This window comes from Jidongwangia harbinensis, assembly GCF_020216025.1.
GTDB classification, from domain to species: domain Bacteria; phylum Actinomycetota; class Actinomycetes; order Mycobacteriales; family Micromonosporaceae; genus Actinoplanes; species Actinoplanes harbinensis.
Genome location: NZ_JAIWNC010000008.1, coordinates 184,381 through 204,663 on the forward strand (window position 1 = coordinate 184,381; position 20,283 = coordinate 204,663).

At 72.0% G+C, this 20,283-nt stretch carries 14 protein-coding genes and 2 pseudogenes; 10 read left to right on the top strand and 6 right to left on the bottom strand.

Features of this window, described 5'->3' with window-relative positions; all coding sequences use genetic code 11:
* Positions 1 to 241: 241 nt before the first annotated feature.
* Genes LDL48_RS12920 through hemB form a run of 5 tightly spaced genes read left to right on the top strand, consistent with a single transcriptional unit; the run spans position 242 to position 5,772 of the window.
* Positions 242 to 973, top strand: a complete 732-nt coding sequence (locus tag LDL48_RS12920) for a redox-sensing transcriptional repressor Rex (RefSeq protein ID WP_225255314.1) — start codon at positions 242 to 244, stop codon at positions 971 to 973.
* Positions 970 to 2,262: a glutamyl-tRNA reductase gene (locus tag LDL48_RS12925; RefSeq protein ID WP_225255315.1), complete on the top strand. Its 1,293-nt coding sequence runs from the start codon at positions 970 to 972 to the stop codon at positions 2,260 to 2,262. Before LDL48_RS12920 ends, LDL48_RS12925 begins: the two co-directional genes overlap by 4 nt.
* The gene (hemC, locus tag LDL48_RS12930) at positions 2,259 to 3,188 is read left to right on the top strand and encodes a hydroxymethylbilane synthase (RefSeq protein ID WP_225255316.1); all 930 of its coding nucleotides are present in this window, start codon (positions 2,259 to 2,261) and stop codon (positions 3,186 to 3,188) included. Before LDL48_RS12925 ends, hemC begins: the two co-directional genes overlap by 4 nt.
* Positions 3,185 to 4,771 carry a bifunctional uroporphyrinogen-III C-methyltransferase/uroporphyrinogen-III synthase gene (locus LDL48_RS12935; protein WP_225255317.1) on the top strand — a complete coding sequence of 529 codons (1,587 nt, stop codon included), beginning with the start codon at positions 3,185 to 3,187 and terminating at the stop codon, positions 4,769 to 4,771. Before hemC ends, LDL48_RS12935 begins: the two co-directional genes overlap by 4 nt.
* 11 nt (positions 4,772 to 4,782) lie before the next feature.
* Positions 4,783 to 5,772, top strand: a complete 990-nt coding sequence (gene hemB / locus LDL48_RS12940; RefSeq protein WP_225255318.1) for a porphobilinogen synthase — start codon at positions 4,783 to 4,785, stop codon at positions 5,770 to 5,772.
* A 416-nt stretch (positions 5,773 to 6,188) separates the two neighbouring features.
* Here the strand turns inward: hemB and LDL48_RS12945 are convergent.
* The 3 genes and pseudogenes from LDL48_RS12945 to LDL48_RS12955 all read right to left on the bottom strand — a co-directional run.
* Positions 6,189 to 8,516, bottom strand: a pseudogene (locus LDL48_RS12945) (lamin tail domain-containing protein); the annotation flags it as partial.
* A 146-nt stretch (positions 8,517 to 8,662) separates the two neighbouring features.
* On the bottom strand, positions 8,663 to 9,682 hold the full coding sequence (locus LDL48_RS12950) for a GNAT family N-acetyltransferase (protein ID WP_225255319.1): 1,020 nt from the start codon (positions 9,680 to 9,682) through the stop codon (positions 8,663 to 8,665).
* 77 nt (positions 9,683 to 9,759) lie between these two features.
* Positions 9,760 to 10,731: a lytic murein transglycosylase gene (locus LDL48_RS12955; RefSeq protein WP_225255320.1), complete on the bottom strand. Its 972-nt coding sequence runs from the start codon at positions 10,729 to 10,731 to the stop codon at positions 9,760 to 9,762.
* A 709-nt stretch (positions 10,732 to 11,440) separates the two neighbouring features.
* On the opposite strand from LDL48_RS12955, the gene LDL48_RS12960 reads away from it, so the two are divergent.
* Together LDL48_RS12960 and LDL48_RS12965 are read left to right on the top strand one after the other, a co-directional pair.
* Positions 11,441 to 11,656, top strand: a complete 216-nt coding sequence (locus LDL48_RS12960) for an FmdB family zinc ribbon protein (RefSeq protein WP_225255321.1) — start codon at positions 11,441 to 11,443, stop codon at positions 11,654 to 11,656.
* 348 nt (positions 11,657 to 12,004) lie between these two features.
* The gene (locus LDL48_RS12965; RefSeq protein WP_225255449.1) at positions 12,005 to 14,578 is read left to right on the top strand and encodes an adenylate/guanylate cyclase domain-containing protein; all 2,574 of its coding nucleotides are present in this window, start codon (positions 12,005 to 12,007) and stop codon (positions 14,576 to 14,578) included.
* Positions 14,579 to 14,611: 33 nt separating this feature from the next.
* On the opposite strand, the gene LDL48_RS12970 is transcribed toward LDL48_RS12965, so the two are convergent.
* Positions 14,612 to 15,112 carry a phospholipase gene (locus LDL48_RS12970; protein WP_225255322.1) on the bottom strand — a complete coding sequence of 167 codons (501 nt, stop codon included), beginning with the start codon at positions 15,110 to 15,112 and terminating at the stop codon, positions 14,612 to 14,614.
* Between the two features lie 209 nt (positions 15,113 to 15,321).
* Here LDL48_RS12970 and LDL48_RS12975 point away from each other — a divergent pair, with 209 nt between their 5' ends.
* Positions 15,322 to 16,338: a potassium channel family protein gene (locus tag LDL48_RS12975; RefSeq protein WP_225255323.1), complete on the top strand. Its 1,017-nt coding sequence runs from the start codon at positions 15,322 to 15,324 to the stop codon at positions 16,336 to 16,338.
* Here LDL48_RS12975 and LDL48_RS12980 read toward each other — a convergent pair.
* Together LDL48_RS12980 and LDL48_RS12985 are read right to left on the bottom strand one after the other, a co-directional pair.
* Positions 16,335 to 17,366 (bottom strand): 2-oxoacid:ferredoxin oxidoreductase subunit beta, encoded by a 1,032-nt coding sequence (locus tag LDL48_RS12980; RefSeq protein ID WP_225255324.1) that lies wholly within the window; start codon positions 17,364 to 17,366, stop codon positions 16,335 to 16,337. The genes LDL48_RS12975 and LDL48_RS12980 overlap by 4 nt on opposite strands.
* The gene (locus LDL48_RS12985) at positions 17,359 to 19,212 is read right to left on the bottom strand and encodes a 2-oxoacid:acceptor oxidoreductase subunit alpha (RefSeq protein ID WP_225255450.1); all 1,854 of its coding nucleotides are present in this window, start codon (positions 19,210 to 19,212) and stop codon (positions 17,359 to 17,361) included. Before LDL48_RS12985 ends, LDL48_RS12980 begins: the two co-directional genes overlap by 8 nt.
* A 226-nt stretch (positions 19,213 to 19,438) precedes the next feature.
* Here LDL48_RS12985 and ndhC point away from each other — a divergent pair, with 226 nt between their 5' ends.
* Positions 19,439 to 19,816: an NADH-quinone oxidoreductase subunit A gene (gene ndhC / locus LDL48_RS12990; RefSeq protein WP_225255325.1), complete on the top strand. Its 378-nt coding sequence runs from the start codon at positions 19,439 to 19,441 to the stop codon at positions 19,814 to 19,816.
* Positions 19,817 to 19,874: 58 nt separating this feature from the next.
* Positions 19,875 to 20,261: pseudogene (locus LDL48_RS12995) on the top strand (DivIVA domain-containing protein); the annotation flags it as partial.
* Between the last annotated feature and the right edge of the window lie 22 nt (positions 20,262 to 20,283).

The following is a 20,283-nucleotide window of genomic DNA, read 5'->3' on the forward strand; positions in this document are numbered from 1 at the left end:
TCGGCAATGTGACCAGGGTGGCCGACAGGGCTACGGACAGGTAATACTCGGATAGAGGTCGACATACCAGTTCGATCTTTCCCGGCCTCTCCTATCAAGATCGCGATTTGTGCACGCCTTCACAAGCGCCTACTGTGTGAGTCCGACGAGCCCCGCCAGGACGGCCGGAACCCGCAGGCGCATCGGTCTTCTCCAGGGCGGCAGGGCTCACCGTAGGTTCGCCTGGTCGGCACGGAGTCAGATGAGTCAGCAGCGTCACGAGAGCACGCCCGGCAATCCCGGCGCGGCCGCCGCCTTCCCGGATCTTCCGGAGGCGACGATCGCCCGATTGCCGGAGTACCTCCGTGCACTGCACAACCTCGAGGGCTCGGACACGATCTCCAGTGAGGCGCTCGCCGCGGCGGCCGGAGTCAACTCGGCCAAGCTCCGCAAGGACCTGTCCCACCTCGGCTCCTACGGGACCCGCGGGGTGGGCTACGACGTGGCACTCCTGATCGAGCAGATCGAATACATCCTCGGCCTGGACCAGCGCCGCGCGGTCTGCCTGGTCGGCGTCGGTAACCTCGGTCACGCCCTCGCCGGGTACGACGGGTTCGCCAGCCGCGGGTTCCGCATCGTCGCGCTGTTCGACGCCGACCCGGCCCGGATCGGCGAGCAGATCAGCGGGCTGACCGTCCGGCACATCGACGACCTGGCCCGGGTCGCGGCCGAGGAATCGATCGCCATCGGGGTCATCGCCACCCCGGCCGGTGCCGCGCAGGCCGTCGCCGACCAGCTGGTCACCGCCGGCGTGACCAGCATTCTGAACTTCGCGCCCTGCGTGCTGTCGGTGCCCGCCGGGGTCGACGTACGCAAGGTGGATCTCGCCATCGAGCTGCAGATCCTGTCGTTCCACGAGCACCGGAAGGCATCGCTGACCGCCCTGCCGGGTGGCCGCGCGCCGACCGGCAACCAGGAGGCGGTCGGGTCGTGAATCTCCTCTGCGTCGGTGCGTCGTACCGCACCGCCGATGTCGCCACCCTCGAAAAGCTGGTCATCACCCCGGGTGAACTGCCACAGGTCCTGCAACGCCTGATGGCCCAGCCGTACGTCGGCGAGGCCGTCATCGTGTCCACCTGCAACCGGGTCGAGATCTACGCCGCGGTCTCCGGCTTCCACGGCGGCCTCGGCGACGTCTGCACCCTGCTCGCGGAACGGTCCGGGATCACCCCGAGCGACCTGGCCCCGCACCTGTACGTGCACTACGACGAGGCCGCGGTCCGGCATTCGTTCCGGGTCTCCGCCGGGCTCGAGTCGATGGTCGTCGGCGAGGCGCAGATCCTCGGGCAGCTGCGGGACGCGTACCACGCCGCGACCGAGGCCGACACGGCCGGCCGGCTGCTGCACGAGCTGATGCAGCAGACGCTGCGGGTCGGCAAGCGGGCGCACGCCGAGACCGGCATCGACCGGGCCGGGCAGAGCGTGGTCACGGCCGCGCTCGACCTCGCCGCCACGCACTTCGCCGACGGGCTCGAGGGGCGTACCGCGCTGGTGGTGGGCGCCGGGTCGATGGGCGCGCTGTCCGTCGCCACGCTGACCCGGGCCGGGGTGGGACCGCTGCAGGTGACCAACCGCACCCCGGAGCGGGCGGAACGGCTCGCCGAGGCGTACGGTGCCCGCGCCGTGCCCTTCGCCGACCTGGACCGGGCACTGGCCGAGGTGGACATCGTGATCAGCGCCACCGCCTCCACCCAGCCGGTGCTGACCCGGGAGCGGCTCGAGGCGGCCCGGCCGGTGGTCGTCCTGGACCTGGCGGTACCGCGGGACGTCGCACCGGACGCCACCGACGTGGACGGCGTGGTGGTCATCGACATCGACGGTCTGGCCGCCGGGCGGCGCACGCTGCCGGCCGCCGCCGAGACCGCCGCGGTGGAACAGATCGTCGTCGCCGAGGTCGAGCACTTCCTGGCCTGGCTGCGCGGCGCCGACATCGCACCGACCGTGGCTGCGCTGCGTAGCCGAGCCGAGACGGTGGTCGCCACCGAGCTGCGCCGGCTCAACGCGCGCCGGCCGGAATTCACGGATGAGCAACGGGCCGACGTTTCCCGTACGCTGCACCGGGTCGTTCAGCAACTGCTGCACTCGCCGACCGTGCGGGTCCGGCAACTCGCCGCCGAACCGGGCGGCGACCAGTACGCCGCGCTGCTGCGTGAGCTGTTCGACCTCGACGTTCCGCACGCCACCCAGGCCGACGCCGTGCCCGAGATCGGAGGACCCGCATGAGGACGCCGCTGCGTCTCGGCACCCGGGGGAGCACCCTGGCGCTCGCGCAGTCCCAGACGGTCGCGGACGCACTCACCGCCGCGACCGGGCACCCGGTCGAACTGGTCCGGATCGTCACCGTCGGTGACCGTTCCGGCGCGCCGGTCGCCGAGCTGGGCGTCGGCGTGTTCGTGTCGGCCCTGCGGGACGCCGTGCTGGCCGGCGAGATCGACTTCGCCGTGCACTCCTACAAGGACCTGCCCACCGGCGAGCACCCGAGCCTGCACATCGCGGCCGTGCCGCCGCGGGAGGACCCGCGGGACGCGCTGATCGCCCGGGACGGCCTGACCCTGGCCGAACTGCCGGCCGGCTCCACCATCGGTACCGGGGCGGTGCGCCGAATCGCGCAACTGCACGCTCTGGGCCTACAGTTGCAGGTCACGCCGATCCGCGGCAACATCGACAGCCGCATCGCCCGGGTGCTCGGCCCCACCGCCGACCTCGACGCGGTGGTGCTGGCGCGGGCCGGTGTGGCGCGGATCGGCCGCACGGCCGCGATCACCGAAACGCTGGACCCGATGCTCATGCTGCCCGCACCCGCCCAGGGCGCGCTGGCAGTGGAGTGCCGGTCCGGCGACGCAGACCTGGTCGAGTTGCTGGCCGCGCTCGACCATGCACCGTCCCGGGCCGCTGTCACGGCGGAACGGGCGATGCTCGCCACGCTGGAGGCCGGGTGTTCCGCCCCGGTCGCGGCACATGCCGAGCTTGCCGAGGGCGAGCACGGAGATGAGATCTACCTGCGCGGTGCCGTGATCAGCCCGGACGGGGCCCGAGACGTCCGGCTGTCGCGCACCGGAACGCCCGCCGACGCGGCGGAGATCGGCAAGGCGCTCGCCGCCGATCTCCTCGACGCCGGCGCCGACACCCTGATGGGGAGCACAGAATGACCGCCCGCACCGCCCGCAAGCCCGCCGGACGAATCGCGTTCGTCGGCGCCGGACCCGGCGACCCGGAACTCCTCACCCGCCGGGCGCACGACGCCCTGACCGACGCCGACCAGGTGGTCTACGACCGTGGCGTACCGGACTCCCTGCTCACCGCCATCCGGGCGGAAGCCAAGGAGGACGCGCAGTTCAGCCCGGCCGAGGGCGCGCCCGGCGACGTCGCCAAGGTGCTGCTCTCCGCGGCCAAGTCCGGCCTGTCCGCGGTACACCTCGTCGCCGGTGACCCGTTCGGTCACGAGGCCGTGGTCTCCGAGGTGCAGGCGGTCGCACGTACCGCCGTGCACTTCGAGGTCGTGCCCGGCCTGGGCCAGGCCGAGGGCGTCGCCACGTACGCCGGCGTGCCGCTGCCCGGTGTGCGCACCGTCGCGGACGTCGACGACGTGACCGCGCTGGACTTCGACGCGCTGGCCGCCGCGGCCGGCCGCGGCTCGTTCGCCGTCGCGGTGGACGCCGGCGACCTCGCCGCCGTCCGGGACGGCCTGCTGGCCGCCGGGGTCGAGCCGACCGCGCCGGTCGGCGTGACCGGTGACGGCACCGGGGAGACGCAGTACACCACCACGTCGACGGTGGACAGTTTCGTCGCCGCGGCGCTCGGCTTCACCGGCCGGGTGGTGCTCACCGTGGGTGCCGAGGTCGCCGAGCGCGACAAGCTGAGCTGGTGGGAGAACCGCCCGCTGTACGGCTGGAAGGTCCTGGTGCCGCGCACCAAGGAGCAGGCCGGCGCGATGAGTGCCCGGCTCCGCGCGTACGGGGCGATCCCGTGCGAGGTGCCGACCATCGCGGTCGAGCCCCCGCGCACCCCGGCGCAGATGGAACGCGCGGTCAAGGGCCTGGTCGACGGCCGGTACGCCTGGGTCGTCTTCACGTCGGTCAACGCGGTGCGCGCGGTCTGGGAGAAGTTCGCCGAGCACGGCCTGGACGCCCGCCACTTCGGCGGCGTGAAGATTGCCTGCATCGGTGAGGCCACCGCGGACGCGGTCCGGGCGTTCGGCATCCAGCCCGAGCTGATCCCCACCGGCGACCAGTCCAGCGAGGGCCTGCTGGCCGAGTTCTCGCCGCACGACGAGATCCTCGACCCGGTCGGCCGGGTGCTGCTGCCGCGCGCCGACATCGCCACCGAGACACTCGCCGCCGGGCTCATCGAGCGCGGCTGGGAGGTCGACGACGTGACCGCGTACCGCACGGTCCGCGCCGCACCGCCGCCGGCCGACATCCGCGACGCGATCAAGTCCGGCGGTTTCGACGCGGTGCTGTTCACCTCCAGCTCCACGGTGCGCAACCTGGTCGGCATCGCCGGCAAGCCGCACGCCCGCACGGTGGTCGCGGTGATCGGCCCGAAGACCGCCGAGACGGCCACCGAGTTCGGCCTCCGGGTCGACGTCCAGCCCGCGCACGCCTCGGTGCCGGACCTGGTCGAGGCGCTCGCCGAGTACGCGATCGAACTGCGCGAGAAGCTGGCCGCCATGCCGGCGAAGCAGCGCCGCGGCTCGAAGGTGCAAGGCCCCACGGCACTGCGCTTCCGATAGGGGAGGTTCCGATGTCGTACCCCGACATCCGCCCGCGCCGCCTGCGGCGCACCGCGGCGATGCGCCGTCTCGTCGAGGAGACGCGCGTCGCCCCCAGCGAGCTCGTGCTGCCCGTCTTCGTCAAGGAGGGCCTGACCGAGCCACGCCCGATCGCCTCCATGCCGGGCGTGCTGCAGCACTCCCGGGACTCGCTGCGCAAGGCGGTGCACGAGGCGGTCGGCGCGGGCGTCGGCGGCATCATGCTGTTCGGCGTGCCGACGAACGAGCACAAGGACCCCACCGGTTCCCGCGGCGTGGACCCCGACGGCATCCTGAACGTGGCCATCCGGGACGTCATCGCCGAGGTGGGCAACTCCACCGTGGTGATGAGCGACCTGTGCCTGGACGAGTTCACCTCGCACGGGCACTGCGGCGTGCTGGCCCCGGACGGCTCGGTGGACAACGACGCCACCCTGGCCGCGTACGCCGAGATGGGCGTCGCGCAGGCCGCCGCCGGCGCACACGTGGTCGGCCCGTCCGGCATGATGGACGGCCAGATCGGCGTGGTCCGCCGGGCCCTGGACGCGGCCGGTCACACCGACGTCGCCGTGCTGGCCTACGCCGTCAAGTACGCCTCCGCGCTGTACGGCCCGTTCCGCGACGCCGTCGAGTCCAGCCTGCAGGGCGACCGGCGCACCTACCAGCAGGACCCGCCGAACCTCCGCGAGGCGATGCGCGAGGTCGACCTGGACGTGGCCGAGGGCGCCGACATGGTCATGGTGAAGCCGGCCCTGCCGTACCTGGACGTGATCTCCGCGGTGCACGACCGGGTCGACATCCCGGTCGCCGCCTACCAGATCTCCGGCGAGTACGCGATGGTCGAGGCCGCCGCCGCGAACGGGTGGATCGACCGGGAGCGCACCCTCCTGGAGACGCTGACCTCGATCCGGCGCGCCGGGGCGCAGATCATCCTCACCTACTGGGCGACCGAGGCCGCCGGCCTGCTCCGCGAGCGCTACTAGACCCCGGCCGATCCGCGCCGAGGGCCGGTCCGCGCCCTGCCCCCGATCCGCCGCACGGGCATAACAGCGCTGGTGTACCACTGGAGCGCTCCAGTGGTACACCAGCGCTGTTATGCGGGGTCTATGACGACGTTGGTGTTCCAGTGACGGTGATCATGGGCGACCCGTCCGAGGTCGGCTCGGGGTAGCCCGGTTATCCACAGGGTTTGGCGAGTTATCCACAGGGGCGGCGCGCGGCCCTGGCGGGCTGTCAGCCTGGGTTCATGGAAATCGGCGGAGGCGTGCGGAGCGGGCCGTCCCACTCGGGGCCGGTGCGCCGGTCGAGGCGCATCGCGGACCCGGACCGGCGAGCCACCGCCGCCACCCGGAGCTCGGGCCGGGCGGCGACGGCGACGGCGACGGCGACAAACCGTAGGTCAGTCGTCGTTCATGATGGTGCCGGTGGCCGTGGCGTCGGTGATCCGGACGTCGGCGAGCCCGGCGATCACCAGGCGCAGCGTCTCGTCCGGCTCGCGCCGGCGGTCGCCACGGACCGCGACCGGGAACGACGCGGCGGTCTGCCCGGCCGGCAGCACCCGGCAGCCGGCGTACACGTCGAAGTCGATCAGCGGCCACGCCGTGCCGGGGGTGGTCGCGGCGCAGATCGTCAGGGCCCGGGTGAGCGGGCGGGACACCGTCACCGGGAACGTCAGGGCCGTGGTGCCCCGGTCGCCCTCGGCGATGCTCGCGTCCCCGACCGACAGCGCGGCCCGGGAGTGGAAGCGGGCCACCTGGGGGTCGTGGTCGCTGGAACCCTTCGACCCGTTCGTCTCGTCGTCGGCGGCCCAGTCCGCGTTGACGTGCGCGGCCCGCATCTCGATCAGGTCGGCGTGCAGGGCCGGATTGACGAACAGGTGATCCAGGGTCTGGGCCTGGCCGTCGAAGACATAGGAGTACGCGGACGACGGCGCGTCCGCGACCAGGTCCTCCCACAGGTTGCGCAGGCCGGCGTCGTACAGCGGGGCCAACTGGTCGCCGGGGTTGGCCGGCACCGGGTCGTCGGGGCGCGGGAAGACGTTCAGGTCGCCGCCGTAGGCGATCCGGGCGTGCGGCTCCGCGTCCTCGATCGCGCTGGTGATGGCGGCGCCGTACCCGGCCTGTTCGCGGCGCTGGCCGACCCGGCCGTCCGGTCCCGAGGAGAAGTGGTTGCTGACCGCCCACAGCCGGAACGAGTCGGCCGCACCCGGCGCGGTGCGCACCTGGAACAACGCCACCTGCGGCGCCCGGGTGTAGACGTTACTGCCGTCCACCCCGGTCGAACGGTCCACGTCGGCCGGGAGCACCGCGTTGAGCGTCTTCGGGTTGGACACGTCGGCGTTGCCGGGCAGCGCCGCACTGCGGTACTCCACCTCGGGCGCCGAGCCGAGCACCGGGTGGTCCGCGGTCGGCGGCACCAGGGACAGGCGGTCCGTGCGGTACAGGAAGGCGGCCGTGATGCCGCGGGCGTCGGCGCCGGAGCGGTCGTACGCGGCGTCGTACCCGGGACCGCCCCTGCTCTTGATCGTCAGCGCCAGCTCCTGCAACGTGTCCGGGCGGCCGTCGGCGTCGTTCACCGTGCCGCAGCTCAGCGCGTTGCCGGAAACCGTGCAGATGTCCTGGTCCTCGGCCTCCTGGGCGAGGATGAGGTCGGGTGCGTGCATCGCCGTGACGATCTGGTCGGCCAGGTCGTCCAGCTTGTCGGTGTACGCGGACTCGGTGGCGGGCGCGTAGTCGAACGGCGGGCTGACGCCGGGGCAGCCGGTGTTGCCGAGGAAGTCACAGCCGTCGAACGGGTCGTCGCGGAAGTCGTACAGGTTCTCCACGTTGTACGTCGACACCGCCAGTTCCCGGGAGCGGACCGCCGGCCGGGGCGGACTGTTCCGGGACGGGTCGGCTCCGTTGCGGAACGCGGCGCTCGACGGCTGGATGCCGTACTTGTTGAACGAGTAGTAGAGGCCGCCGACCGCGTCGCCGGACAGCACGTCGAAGGTCTTGGCCGGCGGCAGCAGGACGGTGTTGTCACCGGCCGTCGCCTTCACGCCCAGCGGGCCCAGCAGGATGCGGTTGCCGTTGCCGTTGTCGAAGCGGGCCGGGTCGTCGTCCAGCGGGTGCGCGTCGCGGAACACCCGGCGGGCCCGGCGATCGGACCGGTCCAGCAGCGGATCGTCCCGGTCCACCACCCAGATCTCCGAGTCGGCGGTGTCGCTGAACACGTTGCGGCCGGACACCGCGCCGGAGCGGGCCCGGACCCGCAGCTGCATGCCCTCGTGCCGCTCCCAGAAGCGGTCCGCGGCGGACACCTGCACCGGGGGCACGGCGTCGTCCACCGCCACGTCCGCGGCCACGCCGGAGTCCAGCTTGGTCACCAGCGAGGCGCTGGACAGCTGGGTCATCGAGAAGTACTCGGAGACGCGGGCCCGGACGACCACCTCGTCGCCCACGGTCGGCACGTACCCGCCGATCAGCGACGTGAAGCTGCCCATGAACACGAAGATGCCGTCGGAACTGGCCGGGTCGCCGTCGGTGAAACCGTTGCGGCTCTGCAGGAAGAAGCCGTTCTGGGCGGCGCCGGTGTCGGTGCGGGCCAGGGTGCGCTGGGTGATCACCCCGCGAACGTCGTACAGCGTGGAACTGGTGCCGTTGCCGGACGGATTGGCCAGCGGCGAACGGTCGGTGCGCGGATTCTCCGTGTCGGTGGTGGTGCCCTGGACGGCGCCGACGGTCAGCGGTTCGGGGTCGGCGGCGCGGGCCGTGCCGGGCAGCAGAGCTGCCGCGACGATCGGGGCGACCAGGATGGGCATGATGCGGCGGTAACGCACGGAGCCTCCACAGCGGAGCTGTCTACGGGGTACGCCGACCCTAAATCCCCAGCTCAGTCCTTGGGTTCCAGGCTCTGTACCAGTTGGGCAACGTCGATGCCGTACTCGTACCAGTCGCGGTCGGACTGGAAGCCCAACTCGGCGTTAACCTTCAGCATCGACTCGTTGTGGTGTGCGTTCCAGGTCTGCACCTCGAGCAGCCCCGGCTCGGCGGAGCGCAACTCGAACAGCATGCGTGCCTTGATCGCCCGGTCGATGCCGTATCCGCGGTGGTCGCGCACCACGATGGTGTCGTACTGGTCGGCGCGTTGCGGGTGCTGGGCCGGCACCACCACCTCGGTGAGCCCGGCGACCACCCCGGTGGCCTCGTGCACGGCGAGCACGATGTACGGCTTCAGCCCGCGCTTGTGGAGCGTGTTCAGGCTGTCCCGCAGGCGCTGCGGGTCGGACGAGCGGGGTGCCAGGTCGAGGTCGTTCTCGTCGTCCGGGGCCTCCAGCTTGGCCTGGGCGTACGCCTCCAGCATCTGGTCCGGCGGGCCACCCGGGTGATACTCCACGCGGTAACCGGGCGCGATGCCCCGGGCCATCTCGCCCAGCGCCAGCCAGTCCACCGTGGACAGGCGCAGCACGCTCCGGGTCTCCAGATATTCCTGTTCGAACCCCATCGACTCGTAGAAGCCGATCGCCGGCGTGCCGCCGATCGCCTCCACCCCGATGGAGGAGAAGCCTTCCAGGTACGCCCTACGCGCAGCGACGGCCACCAGCTCCCGGCCCAGCCCGCGGCGGCGCAGATCGGGGTGCACCAGCACCTCGAGCACGCCGATGTCGCCCAGCAGCAGGATGCTCACATGGCCGAAGACGCGGCTCTCGCCCTCCGGCAGCCGGTCGTCCTCGGCCACCCAGCAGATCCGGCGCTCGCCCGGCATGGTCTCGGCGAGATACTCCCTGACCTGCACGTCCTGCCACGGTGGATCGTCCGGGAGGTCCAGCGCCAGGACTGAGTTCAACGTCTCCACGAGCGAATGGACCTCCGCCGCCGACGCGGTCCGGGGATCCCACTCACGCACCCTCACCCGTACAGCTTGCCGTGCGAGCGAGCGTCAGGGAAGGTCTGACCGATTAAATGTACGGGCGCCGTTACGCTGAGTCGTCATTGGCGACTACGAACGCCGTACTCGTTGGCCGCGTCGAAGACCTTCTGTGCGTACGGTCGCACCGCGTTGTAGGTCAGGATCGCGTCCCACCACGCGTCCGCCTTGGACACGTCCCGGCCACCCTTGCAGAGGTACAGCGCGGCGGCCACGGCGGCGTCGTCGATGTCGTTCGGATCCGAGATGCCGTTGTTGTCGGCGTCCACTCCGCTCTCCCGCCAGGTCGACGGAATGAACTGCATCGGCCCGACCGCCCGGTCGTACTGCGGGTCACCGTCGACCGTGCCCTGATCGGTGTCCCGGATCTCCTGCCGTCCGCCCCGCCCGTCCAGCGGCAGCCCGTAGATCGTCGGCTGCACCTGGCCGTCCGCGCCGAGCACGGCGCCGTTGGCGCTGCCGTGCGACGACTCGACCTTCCCGATCGCGGCGATGGTGGTCCAGCTCAGCCGGCAGTTCGGTGCGGTACGGGCGGCGACCAGCTCGGCGTACCCGTAAGCCTGGACGGCGACCACCGGGATGCCCACCCGGGTGCCGACATCCTGTGCCCAGCCGGCCAGTGCGTCGGCCGGGCGGGCACCGGTGACCGCGGGTGCGGTGGGCGCGGCCGGCGCCGAGCCGATCACGCCGGGCGGCGGGAGGGCGGACGCGGACTGGGCCGGGGCGGCCGCCTGACCCGGCGGGAAGCCGGGGGTGGTGCTGGCCGCGGGCGCCGGCGGCAGGGCTTCGGGTACGAGGTACGCACCCGCGGTGCCCGCCGCGCCCAGTAGCAGCACGCCGATCAGCGCCGGAATGACGAGGCGGCCGGTGGGGCGCCGGGCCCAGGCGGAGGTGCTCCGGCCGACGGTACGCACGGCGCGGACCGGGTTGGCGTGCCGCAGGATCCGGGTGACGCGCCGCTCGGAGTCGCGGCCCATGGTCATGACGTCGGTCCGGGCCACCGGCGCGGCCGCGGCGGCGGACGTGACGGTCATCGCCCCGTCGGGCCGGGCGGTGGCGGGCTGGCTCGGCTTCGCGGCGGCGGGCGGGCCGGACGGCCCCGGACCAGCCGGGCCGGCACCGGGCGAGGCGGCGCTGAACGGGCCGGCGTTGGGCGGGCCGGCGTTGGGTGAGGCGGCAGCGCTCGGAGCGGCTGGAGGCGGCGTAGAAGCGGGCGATGCGCCAGGAGGAGGAGCAGCGGCAGCCGGCTGATCGGCGGCGGCAGGCGGCGCGGACGTAGACGCGGCCGGCGAAGGCTGGGGAGCGGCGGCGGCCGGTGCCTCGAACGACGGCGGGGCAGCAGCGGCTGGCGGAGCGGCGGCGGCCGGGCCCGTCGAAGGCAAGAATGCGGCGGCCGGCGGGGCAGCCTCGGGCCCGGGGTTCGGCGGGGCCGTCGAAGGCGAGGATCCGGTGGCCGGCGGGGCCGTCGAAGGCGAGGAAGCGACGGCCGGCGGGGCCGACGGAGGCGAGGAAGCGGCGGCCGCTGGGGCAGCCTCGGGCCCGGCGTTCGGCATGCCGTCCGGCTGGTCGGCCGGCGCTGCGCCGGAGCTGCCCAACGGCCCGTCCAGATGCGGCGCCGACGGCCGCAGGCCGCCCCGGTCCTCTGGTGTGCCCTGCCCCTCCTCCACACGACCGACATTACCCGCACCGAGCCACCGCGGGACGGGCGAGCGTCGATGCGGTCCGGGGGCTTACGCTGTGCGGATGCCGCGCTATGACTACCGCTGCCGTGCCTGCGGTGACACCTTCGAGGTCAGCCGACCGATGTCCGAGGCGTCCGAGTCGGCATCGTGCCCGAAGGGGCACGCCGACACCGTGAAGCTGTTGTCCACAGTCGCCGTGACGAGCCGTGGTGGCGCCGTGCCGCCGTCTCCGGCCGGCGGTGGCGGTGGCTGCTGTGGTGGCGGCTGCGGCTGCTGAGACCCGGAATGCGCTGATCCCCGCAGCCGTGCCGGTCCGGTGCGGCGGGCATGTCCACGCACCGTGATTCGCGCGTGGTTGCCCGAATGTCGCACCGGATGGGGCCGCTTGCCGCGCAACCGGAGATGAACCGCCTCGTTACGTCACGCGTAGAGCCGTGCGTGGACGTCGATGACTCGTCCGGGTGTCGCCCGTAAGAGGTGGACCTTGGGGCGCGGGCGGTTACCGACCGTTCCTACGATGTGCTTCATCATCGCGGTGCGGCAGCATGGGTCGCGACTTCCCAAGGGGGCGGAGGTACTCACCGTGTCGGGGCGGACTGAGCTACCGAGTGGCCTGGTGACCTTCATGTTCACCGACATCGAGGGCTCGACTCGACTTGCCCGGACGCTGGGTGATGCGTACGGCGGTGTTCTGGGCAGCCACCGCAAGGTGTTGCGGAACGTGTTGGCCGACTTCGGGGGCATCGAGCTGTTCACCGAGGGTGACTCCTTCTTCGTGGTTTTCGCGGACCCGGTGTGCGCGGTGGCGGCGTGCGTCGCGGGGCAGCGGGCGCTGGTCGGGTACGGCTGGCCGAGTGCGGAGGCGACGCCGCGGGTCCGGATGGGACTGCACACCGGGCGCGCCGTGCCGATCGGCCGGGAGTACGCCAGCGCCGAGGTGCACCGTGCGGCCCGGGTGGCGGCGGCCGCGCACGGTGGGCAGATCCTCTGCTCGCAGGCCACCGCGCTCGCCGTCGCGGACGCCGGGCTGGAGTTGATCGACCTGGGCGGGTACCGGTTGCGCGGCTTCGACGACGCGGAGCGGCTGCACCAGGTCGTCGCCCCGGGCCTGGAACGCGACTTTCCGCGTCCGCGTACCCCGGGCACCGCGTCGCACAACCTGCCCGCGCCGGTCACCTCGTTCGTCGGGCGCCGCGCCGAACTCGCCGAACTCGCCACGCTGGTCGCCCGGCACCGGCTGGTCACCGTGGCCGGGCCGGGCGGCGCGGGCAAGACCCGGCTCGCGGTGGCGGCCGCGGAGCAGGTGCAGTCGGCGTACCCGGACGGGGTCTGGCTGGTGGACACGGCCGGGGTGATCGGCGCCGACGGGCTGGCCACCGCGCTCGCCTCGGCGCTGGGCCTGCGCCGCGAGGCCGGCCGGCCGGCGCTGGACGCGGTGGGTGAGCACTGCGCGGGGCGGCGGATGCTGGTCGTGCTGGACACCTGCGACGCGGCGCCGGCCGCGGCGGCCTCGGTAGCCCGGCGGCTCCTGGCCGGTTCCGCCGGACTGAACGTGCTGGCCACCGCCCGGCAGCCGCTCGGGATGCCCGGCGAGCTGGTCTGGCGGATTCCGCCGTTGGCGCCCGCGGACGCGTTCGCGCTGCTGCACGAGCGGTCCGTGGCGGCCCGCGGTGGTCGTGAGGTGACCTCGCCGGAGTTCGCGGACCTGGCCCGGGTGGCGTCGATGGTGGACGGTTCGCCGCTGGCGATCGAGCTGGCCGCGGCGCGCCTGCGGGTGTTCTCCGCCGGACAGCTGGCGGCGCGGCTGAACGATCCGCTGGCCGCCCTGGACGGGACCGCGGGTGACTCCGGTGCGTGCCCGGCCGGCCCGGACGCGCGGCACGAGAGCCTGACCGGGAACCTGGACTGGTCGTACCGGTCGCTGGGCGAGCGCGCCGCCGGCCTGCTGCGCCGTCTGGCGGTCTTCGCCGGGCCGCTGGAACTGTCCACCGTCGAGTGGTGCAGCGCGGACGCGCTCGGCGCGCTCTCCGAGCTGGCCGACAAATCGCTGGTCGACGTGCTTCCGGGCCGGTGCTTCCGGCTCTCTCCGCAGGTCCGGGGGTACGCGGCCCGCCGGCTCGCCGCGGCCGGGGACGAGCGGGTCGCCCGGGACCGGCACGTCGCCTGGGCACTGCACACGCTGGACCGGGTGGCCGTGGACACCGACGGCCAGCCGCGCACGGTGTCGCTCACCGAACTCGCCCCGTACGTCGCCGAGTGGCAGGCGGCGCTGCGCTGGTCGGCCACCGGTGGCAGCGTCCGGGCCGGCCTGCGGCTGGCCGGTGCGCTGGATCCGTGGTGGCGCGAGCACGGCGGTGCCCGGGACGGCCGCGACCTGCTGTTCCGGTTGTACGGACGGTTGCACACCGAGCCGGTGCAGCCGGCCGAGTTGGCGTCCGCGTACCTGGTCCACGCCGGACTGGCCGACGACCGCGGCGAGCGTGGCCGGTTCCTGGCGCGTGCCGAGGACCTGGGCCGGGCGGAACAGCTGCCGGAGGTGCTGGTCCGGGCGCTCGCGGGCGGCCGGGTCACGCTGATCGAGGCGCACCGGTTCGCCGAGGCGGAACAGGTCTGCCGGGAGGCGATCGCGGCGGCGGAACGTGCCGGCGTCCCGGGCGCGGCGTTGCCGGCGGTGGTGACGTTGGCCGAGCTGCTGTGGCGGCGCGGCGCGCTGGACGAGGCGGCGGAGCTGCTGGGGTCGGCGCGGCAGACCGAGGCGGGCCGACCGGAGGACCGCGGCCGGCGTACCGTCGACGGGTTGTTGGGCATGGTGGCCCTGCAGCGCGGTGACCTGGTCGCCGCGCACGACCATCTGGTCGTGGCCCTGCGGTCGCGGTTGCGGCACGGCTTCCGCGGCGCGGCGGCGGACGCGATCGCGGCGATCGCGGTGCGGTGCGCGATGGGCGGCGACATGGCCACCGCGGCCGTGCTGTTCGGCGGCGCCGCGGCGGTCCGGTCCGCGTGCCGGGCCACGCTGTTCCGGCCGTACTGGGCGAAGCAGCAGGCGGCGGTGTGCGCGGCGCTGGGTGACGCGACGTTCGACGAGGCGTACGCCGACGGCGGCGAGCTGGGCTTCGACCGCATCGTGAGCACCGCGCTGGCCGTCGAGCACCCGGACCTGGAGCACGGTTCGGCGCGCTTCGCGCAGACCCTGTCCTAGGGCCGCGTCCGCCAGGGCGCGGCCCGGACCGGGTCAGCGCCGCAGTTCGCGGGCCTTGTCGATGTCCGCCTGCCGGACCGCGGAGAGCGAGCCGAAGATCGAGACTGCCTGGTAGTACGTCCAGGCCAGGCTGTAGCAGACCGGGCGTTCCACGACGCTGTAGGTGGCGCAGACGCGCCGGAGGTCGGCGTAGAAGGTGTCGTCGACGCGGGCCTTGTTGGCCGGGAACGCGCCGATGTCCTTGTAGTTGCGGTACCCGAAGTCGTGGTGCCAGCAGGACAATTCGAAGTTGAAGCCGAGCGGGTTGTCCGGGCTGGACGAGCAGTAGTCGGTGGACCAGTCGAAGCCGTACTCGGCCCACGGGCCGCGGTCCAGGCGGGCGGCGTTCCAGCTGGAGGTGCTCGCCGCGGTGGGTTGCGTCCAGCTGTACAGCACTTCGGCCTTGGTGGCCGCGGCCTGGGCGGCGGTGGCGGGGGCGAGCAGGGCCAGGACCGAGACGACGACGACGAGCATTCGGCGGGACAACCGGATCATGAAGGACCCTCCAGCGGTACGCCCCCTCGTGGGGGCCGGAACCGCCAGTCTTCGATCCACACCCGAACGCATACAAGCCGATCTATGTCGTTTTTCTGAACGATGCCTCAACTTACCGACGGGTATTCCCACCCGGGGCTTCTTGTGCTGTCCTGGTAAATCGGTCGAGCCTCCGGCGGCTATCGTGAGCACGTGCAGGTAGGCGTTCCGTGATCCATCTCCCGTTGGTCCGGCAAGGGCCACTTCGTGCGCTCGCGATCCGGATGCTGCTCGCCGTGATGCTCGTCCTGGGCACGGTCGGCGTCATCTACGCCGACCGGAACGGTTACCGGGACCTCAACGAGGACGGCCTCACCCTGCTCGACTGCTTCTACTACGCAGTCGTATCACTCTCCACCACCGGATACGGCGACATCACGCCGGTGTCACCCGACGCCCGCCTGGTGAACGTGCTCGTGATCACCCCGGCCCGGGTGCTCTTCCTGATCATCCTGGTCGGTACCACCCTCGAGGTGCTCACCCACCAGTACCGCAACAGCCTGCGCATCAGCAGGTGGAGGCGAAAGTTGAAGGACCACGTCATCATCTGCGGGTACGGCACCAAGGGCCGGGCCGCGGTCAGTGCGCTGCTGGAGACCGGATACGACAAGTCGCGCATCGTCCTCGTGGAGAACCGCGAGGAGGCGCTGCGGCAGGCCACCGCGACCGGTCTGGCCGTGGTCGAGGGCAACGCGACCCGATCGGCGGTGCTCAACCAGGCCGACGTGAAGAACTGCAAGGCCGTCATCATCGCCACCGACAGCGACGAGGCGTCGGTCCTGATCACGCTGACCGTGCGTCAGCTGACCGCCGGTCAGGTCCGGATCATCGCCGCGGTCCGGGAGCAGGAGAACGCCGCCCTGCTCAAGCAGAGCGGCGCCCACCACGTCATCGTGTCGTCGTCCACCGCCGGCCGGCTGCTCGGACTCACCACCACCGCCCCGCCGCTGATCGACGTGGTGGAGGACCTGCTGACCCCGGGCCAGGGCATGGCGCTGGCGATGCGGTCCGCGGAACGCTCCGAGGTCGGCCGCAACCCGCGCGAACTGCAGGCGCTGGTGGTGGCGCTGATCCGGCGCGGCAAGGTGGTGCCGCTCGGCGGCGAGCACGCCTGCGTCGTGGAGACCGGCGACATGCTGGTCTACATCCGCGACGAGTCGGCCACCCCCGCCGGCGTCAGCGTCTAGAGGATCGTCCAGGTGTCGCCGGAGTTCAGCAGGCCGGCGAGCATCTCGTCGGGCGTACCGGTGGCCTGGGCCTTGGCGTCCTCGAGCTGCTTCTGCACCAGGTCGTCGTAGCTGGGCCGCTCCACCGACCGGAACACCCCGATCGGCGTGGTGTTCAGATCCGAGCCGGACAACCGGCTCAACGCGAACGCGTACGCCGGGTCGTCCACCCCGGCGTCGTGGACGATCGCCGGGCCGCCTTCCTGGACCTTGAGCCCGAAGCTGCCCTCGGGGTGCACCACCGAGTACCGGCCGTCCGGGCCGAACGTGATCGGCTGGCCCTGTTCCAGGCGGATCAGGTGGTCGTCCCGGGTGGTCGAGTCCTTGATCAGCTCGAACGCGCCGTCGTTGAAGATGTTGCAGTTCTGGTAGATCTCTACGAACGCGGAGCCCTTGTGCTCGGCCGCCGCGCGCAGCACCGACTGCAGGTGCTTGCGGTCCGAGTCGATGGTGCGGGCGACGAACGTGGCTTCCGCGCCCAGTGCCAGGGACAGCGGGTTGAACGGCGAGTCCGCCGAGCCGGCCGGCGTCGACTTGGTGATCTTGCCGAGCTCCGAGGTGGGCGAGTACTGGCCCTTGGTGAGGCCGTAGATCCGGTTGTTGAACAGCAGGATCTTCAGGTTCACGTTGCGGCGCAGCGCGTGGATCAGGTGGTTGCCGCCGATCGACAGCGCGTCGCCGTCGCCGGTGACGACCCAGACCGACAGGTCCGGACGGGACGCGGACAGCCCGGTCGCGATCGCCGGCGCGCGGCCGTGGATCGAGTGCATGCCGTACGTGTTCATGTAGTACGGGAACCGCGACGAGCAGCCGATCCCGGAGACGAAGACGATGTTCTCCCGCGGGATGTTCAGCTCCGGCATGAAGCCCTGCACCGCGGCCAGGATCGCGTAGTCACCGCAGCCCGGGCACCAGCGGACCTCCTGGTCCGACTTGAAGTCCTTGGCGGTCAGCTTGACCGGGGTGAGGGGGATGGAGGGGCTAGCCATTCTTGACCACGTCCTCGAGCATGTTCTCCAGCGTGGCCGCGGTGAACGGCAGGCCACTGACCTGGTTGAAGGGAAGCACGTCGACCAGGTACTTCGCCCGGATGACGTGGGCGAGCTGGCCCAGGTTCATCTCCGGGACGATCACCTTGTCGTACGCCGAGAGCACCTCACCGAGGTTCGCCGGCAGCGGCGCCAGGTGCCGCAGGTGTGCCTGGGCGATCGGCAGCCCACGTTGCCGCAGCGCCCGGCACGCGGCGCCGATCGGCCCGTACGTCGAGCCCCAGCCGAGCACCAGCACCCGCGAATTCTCGTCCGGGTCCTCCACCTCGACGTCCGGCACGGTGATGTGCTCGATGCGCGCCGCCCGGGTGCGGACCATGAACTCGTGGTTCGCCGGGTCGTACGAGATGTCGCCGGTCTTGTCCGCCTTCTCCAGACCGCCGATGCGGTGCTCGAGCCCCGGCGTGCCCGGAATCGCCCACGGCCGCGCCATCGTCTCGGGGTCACGCAGGTAGGGCAGGAACCGGCCGTCGTCACCGTTCGGCTCGGCGGCGAACTCCACGGACAGGTCGGGCAGCTCGGAGACCTCGGGCAGCAGCCACGGCTCGGAGCCGTTCGCCACGTAGTTGTCGGAGAGCAGGATCACCGGTGTCCGGTAGGTCAGCGCGATCCGCGCCGCCTCGAGCGCCGCGTGGAAGCAGTCCGACGGCGACTTCGGCGCGACCACCGCGAGCGGAGCCTCGCCGTGCCGGCCGTACAGCGCCATGTTCAGGTCGGCCTGCTCGGTCTTGGTCGGCATGCCGGTGGAGGGGCCGGCCCGCTGCACGTCCACGATCACCAGCGGCAACTCCAGCGCGATGGCCAGTGAGATGGTCTCGCCCTTGAGCGCGACGCCCGGGCCCGAGGTGGTGGTCACCCCCAGGGAGCCACCGTACGAGGCGCCCAGCGCGGCCCCGATCGCGGCGATCTCGTCCTCCGCCTGCATCGTGGTGATGCCGAACCGCTTGTGCTTGCTCAATTCGTGCAGAATGTCCGACGCCGGGGTGATCGGGTAGGCGCCCAGGAACAGCGGCAACCTGGCCCGCACGCTCGCCGCGACCAGGCCCAGGGCCAGCGCCGCGTTACCGGTGATGTTGCGGTACGTGCCGGGCCGCATCCGGGCCGGCTTGATCTCGTAGCGCACCGAGAAGGACTCGGTCGTCTCGCCGAAGTTCCACCCCGCCTGGAACGCCGCCTTGTTCGCCGCGACGAGCTCCGGGCGCTTCGCGAACTTGCGCTCCAAAAACCGCATGGTCGACTCGTGCGGCCGCGAATACATCCAGCTCAGCAGGCCCAGCGCGAACATGTTCTTGGACCGCTCGGCGTCCTTCTTCGAGAGGCCGGAGTCGGCCAGCGCGCCCACGGTCATCGAGGTCAGCGCCACCGGATGCACGGAGTACTCGGAGAGCGAGCCGTCCTCCAGCGGGCTCACCGCATAGCCCACCTTGGCCAGGTTGCGCTTGGTGAACTCGTCGGTGTTGACGATGATGTCCGCGCCGGTCGGCAGGTCCGGCACGTTCGCCTTGAGCGCCGCCGGGTTCATCGCCACCAGCACGTTCGGCTGGTCGCCCGGGGTCAGAATGTCGTAGTCGGCGAAATGCACCTGGAAGCTCGACACGCCGGGCAGCGTGCCGGCGGGGGCGCGGATCTCGGCCGGGAAGTTCGGCAGCGTGGAGATGTCGTTGCCCAACTGAGCGGTCTCCGACGTGAACCGGTCACCGGTGAGCTGCATGCCGTCACCGGAGTCGCCGGCAAACCGGATGACCACCCGGTCCAGCTGCTCCACCCGCTTGACGGGCGAATCCAGCTGGGGTGAACTCAGCGCGGGCGTATCGACCTCGGCCACTTCGAAAACCTCCTGATGTCACCTTCAGCCTACGTCGCCAGTCCTTACCGTCGCGGCCCGGAAACCGTCTGATCGCAGACCGTTGACCACATTAGCCAGGTAAGCCTTGCCTGAACCATCAGAGTCCACTCCTCGGATAGGTCACGAACATCACCGTGTCCTCCAGAGCCTTGGTTAGGCTGTCGCGGTGCAGGGCTATCTGGGTTCGTACGCGACGCTCGGCCTGGTGCTGGCCGCCGGCGTGCTGGTCTTCGTCGGGGCGTTCGCCGCCAACCGGCTGCTCCGCCCCGCGCACCCGGCCGAGCCGGCCGGCAAACGGGTCTCCTACGAGAGCGGCGTCGACCCGGTCGGCGGCGACTGGGCGCAGGCCCAGATCCGCTATTACGTGTACGCGTACCTCTATGTGCTGTTCGCCGTCGAGGCGGTGTTCCTGTTCCCCTGGGCCGTGGTTTTCGACCGGCCCGGTTTCGGCCTGCTCACGGTCGCCGAGATGGCGATCTTCGTGGCGGTCCTCGCGCTGGGCATCCTCTACGCCTGGCGAAAGAAGATCCTCACCTGGACATGAGCGTGACGGCGGGGTGGCGGGCTCGCCGCGCCGACCGGTTTCTGCCACGATCGTGCCCATGGGCCAGCTTCTCCTCTTCCTCGTCGCGGCACTCGTCGTCGCGGCGATCGTCTTCGGTGTGACCGTCATGGTGAGCGGCGGGGACACCGGGCTGACGCCGGTGGAGCCGGACGGCCGGGCGGTGCCGCTGCCCAGCGACCGGCCGCTGGGCGAGGAGGACATCGTGGCGACCAAGTTCGACACCGCGTTCCGGGGCTACCGGATGGCCCAGGTCGACCAGGCGCTGCAGCGGGCCGCGTACGACATCGGCTACAAGGGCGAGCTGATCGGCGTGCTGGAGGCCGAGGTCGCGGCGCTGCGCGACGGGCGGATCGAGGACGCCGACGTGCTGCGCCGGGCCCGCGAGGCGGCGGTCGCGCCGCCGCCGGCCGATCCGCCGGGTCCGGAGGAGTCCCGGGCCCGGTCCG

Bases quoted from the DNA above. Each gene is read 5' to 3' on its own strand.
- LDL48_RS12920 (WP_225255314.1), top strand. From the start codon at position 242: ATGAGTCAGCAGCGTCACGAGAGCACGCCCGGCAATCCCGGCGCGGCC.
- hemC (WP_225255316.1), top strand. From the start codon at position 2,259: ATGAGGACGCCGCTGCGTCTCGGCACCCGGGGGAGCACCCTGGCGCTC.
- LDL48_RS12935 (WP_225255317.1), top strand. From the start codon at position 3,185: ATGACCGCCCGCACCGCCCGCAAGCCCGCCGGACGAATCGCGTTCGTC.
- hemB (WP_225255318.1), top strand. From the start codon at position 4,783: ATGTCGTACCCCGACATCCGCCCGCGCCGCCTGCGGCGCACCGCGGCG.
- LDL48_RS12955 (WP_225255320.1), bottom strand. From the start codon at position 10,731: ATGACCGTCACGTCCGCCGCCGCGGCCGCGCCGGTGGCCCGGACCGAC.
- LDL48_RS12960 (WP_225255321.1), top strand. From the start codon at position 11,441: ATGCCGCGCTATGACTACCGCTGCCGTGCCTGCGGTGACACCTTCGAG.
- LDL48_RS12965 (WP_225255449.1), top strand. From the start codon at position 12,005: ATGTTCACCGACATCGAGGGCTCGACTCGACTTGCCCGGACGCTGGGT.
- LDL48_RS12970 (WP_225255322.1), bottom strand. From the start codon at position 15,112: ATGATCCGGTTGTCCCGCCGAATGCTCGTCGTCGTCGTCTCGGTCCTG.
- LDL48_RS12980 (WP_225255324.1), bottom strand. From the start codon at position 17,366: ATGGCTAGCCCCTCCATCCCCCTCACCCCGGTCAAGCTGACCGCCAAG.